Here is a 4778-nt window from a genome sequence, read left to right as displayed (position 1 = left end):
GGTTTGATTCTTCCGGACTTTTATACTTTTGAATTAGAGATTAGTGGCAAATTTGATGAGAATAGTTATACAACGGATTTAATTCTCAAGTTTATAGAAGGAGTTTAGATGGTGATCGAAAAGAACGGGAAATATAGTTGTATAGTATATTTAGAAAGTCGTGTGATATATTAAGTAATTATTATTGGATTAATGGATAAAAAGTTGTGGTTTTTGCGAGTAATAACTGAGTAATTAATTTTTTATTTAAGAGATTTGCAAGGTTGTGTTCTGAAACTGTTGTTTTTTTAAGCGCAAGATCTATAATTATATTAAAGGAAAACGAACTGTGGGATGGCAAATAGAAGAGCGAAAAAGGGAATAAAGAGTTTTAAGACAGCATTTTTGCATTGCTTGATTTTTGATTTTCTGCGTTTTATACTTAACTTTAGTTCTGAGAATTCTAGTATTAATATTTTACTTGGAATAAAATGGGAAAAACTTTTGATAACGAAAAGCACTACTTAGGGCATAGGACAAGACTAAGAGAGAGGTTTGTAAAAGGCGGACCCGAATCTCTACAGGAATACGAAATTGTTGAGCTTTTGTTAACTTATGTGATTCCTCAAGCAGATGTAAAGCCTATTGCAAAGGAACTAATAAGTAAATTTGGTTCAATAAAGGGTATATTTGATGCATCAGAGGAAGAATTACAGACTGTGCCATTTATTAAAGACAAGTTTGTTGTCTTGCTCAAACTCGTACGCGAATTGAATGCAATATATAGAAAGCAGAAGTTATTAGATGTTTCTGTTCCTGAATCTTTAGATAATATTGCAGACTATTGCATAGAGAAGTTTGGTGATAAACCTGAAGAAGAATTCCATGTAATTTATTTCGATAGTAAGTTAAATATTTTGCAAGATGCCCATTTCCCAGCAAAGGAATTTTTCATTCAAGGAACAATTGATAGAACTGTTGTTTATCCAAGAGCGATCATAGAGAGGGGAATAAAAGCTTACGGAATGGTTCTTGCTCACAACCATCCTAATGGAAAATTAGAACCCTCCAATCCGGATATAAATATAACAAAGGTTATTGACATAGCGGCAAAATCAGTCGGAATGTTACTTTATGATCATTTAATAGTCTCTTCTAATGGTTATCTGAGTTTTCGTAAAGAGGGTCTTATATGAATCATGAATTGCCAATAGAGAAGATAAAGGCGATAATTCCCACTTTAAACGAAGACCAGATTGAGGCCATACAATCTACAGACGGACCTGTTTTGATAATAGCTGGACCCGGTACAGGAAAGACACTTACTATTGTTGCAAGGACTATGTTTCTTCTTATATCAGGCAAGGCCAATCCAGAAGAAATTGTGCTTACTACCTTTACAGAAAAGGCAGCGTTTGAGTTACGAGACAGAATAAGCCAGCTATCAAGGGAATTAAATTATAAAGGTCAATTACATTCGCTTAAGATAGGAACAATCCACAGTCTTTGTAATGATTTTATTATGAAATATCTTCGTTATACTCAACTTAAAAAGGGCTATATTGTCCTCGATGATCTTACTCAATCATTATTTCTTCATGAAATTATAGATGAAATAGCACCAAAGACCAAAGACGGTAAATATCTTGGAAAGTGGGGAAGTAAGTGGAAAGCAGTTAAGGAAATTATTCCCTACTTTAATAAAATTACCGAAGAATTAGTCGATATAAACGCCCTAAAGAACTCTCAAAGTGTTTTTTTGAGTAACCTTGCGTCTTCTTATGAAAAATATGAGCAAATAATGTTTGAAGAAAACAAAATTGATTTTTCGCACTTGCAAAAAGTTTTCCTCGAACTCCTTCAAAACGATGAACTATTTTCAAGGATAAAGGGTTCGATTAAGTATATTATGGTAGATGAGTATCAAGATACCAATTACATTCAAGAAAAAATTCTCTTCTCACTTGCAAGACCCGAAAATAACATCTGTGTTGTTGGTGATGAGGACCAATCTTTATATAGGTTTAGAGGGGCAACTGTAAGGAATATATTAGAATTCCCTAAACATTTTAAAAACTGCAAGCAGATTAAATTAACGGTAAACTATAGATCTCATAAGGAAATAATTGATAGGTATAATCGTTTTATGAACTCAATTGAATGGGGAAAGTACCGTTTTCCCAAAGAAATTAAACCAGATCCTAATGTTGAATTTCCAAGTTATCCTGCAGTTTTTTCAATATGGGGAGAAAATGAAAGAGACGAAGCAGAAAGGGTTGCTAAGCTTATTAAATTCTTAAAGGATAACAAGATAATCTCTGATTACAGTGACATCGCTATCCTTCTAAAAAGTGTTCGAGTTGAACAGAGCGGACACTACATTGAGGCTTTGAAAAAATGCAATATTCCTTACTTTTCGCCGCGAACAAAAGAATTTTTTGAAAACGACGAAATTAAATTGATGATTGCATGCTACGCACTTATTTTTGGTTTTTACGCCGAAGAACTAAACGAATACCCCTATAAGGATTATATCGAGGATTCTATAAAAACTTTATATCGTTTTATGAATAGGCCCCTTCAGGAATTCCTGAGAAGAAAAGTCAAACAAATCGAAGAATTAAACGAAGGTTCTCTTGACCTTTCTATCCTTGACTATTTTTATCGACTCCTTGCTTATAGGCCTTTTTCTGAATTTTTAAAGAACGAAAACACCGCTCATAATCTTTCAATCTTTTCTAAGCTTATTTCTGTTTTTGAAGATTATTACGATATTCCTGTTGTAACTTCGAAGAATAAAAACCAAATTAGGAATTATCTATTTGGGAGTTACTTTCGTTTCCTTATTGATGGTGGAGTGGATGAGTATGAAGATCCCGATAATCCTATCCCCAAAGGTTATGTGCAAATTATGACTTTTCATCAATCCAAAGGGCTGGAGTTTCCGGTGGTGATAGTTGGATCGTTGCATAAGCAATTTTCCGTACAAAAGCAGGTAGATAAAGACCTTTTACCTTTTTCTGAACGTGGAATATTTGAAACAGAGTCACAAATGACGGAATTTGACAGAATGAGGCATTACTATGTTGCCTTCTCTCGAGCCCAGAAATTGCTTGTTCTTTCAAGTCCAGAGGAGCCTAAGCCTTGGTTTAAACCTATCTGGGAGGGTCTCGATCAGTATCCGTATATTGAGCATGAGACTCTGAAAGCGCAGACCTTTAAATCACGACCTCAATTTGTCCCAAAGAAAGCATACAGTATCTCTCACGTTAATGTTTATGAAACTTGTCCTCAGCAATATCTTTTTTATCATGAGTACGGTTTTGAGCCTTCTCGTTCTGCCCAGATCTTGTTTGGAAGCCTTGTGCATTACACGATCGAAGATATTCATAAGGCTGTTCTTGACGGTAAAAATCCAACTATAGATGAGATTGAAATTTGGTTTGAAAAGAATTATAAGGCCTTGCTACTTTCAGGATTGAGACCAATTGCGCAAACCCAGAAAGAATCCGCTTTAAAGCAGGTTATAAACTACTTCAACCAGAACAAAGAATTTTTAACCAGAATTTCTGATACTGAAATTGATGTTTCTGTTGAAAAAGATGATTACATTATAACGGGAAGAGTTGACCTTCTTTTAGGAAAGGATGGAAAGTTTGAAGTCCTTGATTTTAAAACGCAACCCAAGCCTGAGTCAAACGAAGATCCAATTCTTGATAAATACTTTAAACAATTGTGCCTTTATTCATACATCTTAAAGGAAAGGTATAATAAACCCGTTGACAAGATGTATATTTATTGGACTGCTGAAGAAAATAGAAAAAACGCACTTATGGAATTTAAATACACTGAGGATAACTTACTAGAAATTGAACAATATTTCGATGCTGTTGTTAGTAATATTAGAAATAAAAACTTTGAGGTTAAAGATTCCCCTGATACTGGAAAGGTTTGTAAAGAGTGTGACTTTAGATTCTTCTGTTCGCAAAATGGGATTATAAAATTTAAAGCAAAAGATATAGAGGAGGAGTGATTATGGCGAAAATCGAAATTAAGAGAACCGAACTTGTGTGGCTCGGTAAATACAACGAAGAGGGCAAATTAAACCCAGTTGAGAAGCCAGGGCCTTATCCGTTCCAGATTGTTGAAGTAATAAACGCTCCAAAAGTAGAAAAGGAGTCTAATGGACAGGGTTTGTTCGACTACTATAAAGGTGACGAGGGAGATACATTTGAAACAGGTTGGAAGAACAAACTTATTTGGGGCGATAATAAACTTGTTATGTCCTCTTTACTGGAAAAATTTGCTGGGAAAATCAATTTAATCTACATTGACCCTCCATTTGCAACAGGGTCAGACTTTAAGGTTAACGTGGAGATAGGCGAAGAAGGTGAAGAAATAACTAAAGAACACTCTATTCTTGAGGAAAAAGCGTATAGAGACACCTGGGGTAAAGGACTGGATTCGTACCTTCAAATGATGTATGAAAGGTTGGTTTTAATGAAAGAGCTCCTTGCCGAAGACGGCTCAATCTATGTACATCTTGACTGGCACGTTGGGCATTATGTAAAGGTGATGATGGATGAGATTTTTGGATATGAAAATTTTAGGAATGAGATTGTATGGTATTATAAGACAGGAGGTGTACCAGAGGGATCAGGCTTTAGCAAAAAACATGACATTATTTTGTTTTACTCAAAATCGTTCAACTACACTTTTAACCCAGTTAAAGAAAAATCTTATCTTTCTTATAAGTATGGATTTTCAAACATAGAAATCAAAAAAGACGAAATTGGCTT

3 protein-coding genes are annotated in these 4778 nt (G+C 34.6%); all 3 read left to right on the top strand.

Annotated elements, in window-relative coordinates; all coding sequences use genetic code 11:
• The first annotated feature begins 470 nt into the window (after positions 1-470).
• A complete protein-coding gene (locus tag JHC30_06750; protein MCI4463849.1) occupies positions 471-1175 on the top strand; it encodes a RadC family protein in 705 nt (234 codons plus the stop codon).
• A complete protein-coding gene (locus JHC30_06745; GenBank protein MCI4463848.1) occupies positions 1172-4012 on the top strand; it encodes an ATP-dependent helicase in 2841 nt (946 codons plus the stop codon). Before JHC30_06750 ends, JHC30_06745 begins: the two co-directional genes overlap by 4 nt.
• 2 nt (positions 4013-4014) lie before the next feature.
• A partial coding sequence (locus tag JHC30_06740; protein MCI4463847.1) for a site-specific DNA-methyltransferase occupies positions 4015-4778 on the top strand: 764 nt, incomplete at its 3' end.

The organism is Caldisericum sp. (assembly GCA_022759145.1).
In the GTDB taxonomy this organism is placed as follows: Bacteria; Caldisericota; Caldisericia; order Caldisericales; family Caldisericaceae; genus Caldisericum.
The sequence above is the reverse complement of the archived record's forward strand: the minus strand, read 5'-3'. Positions and strand labels throughout refer to the sequence as shown.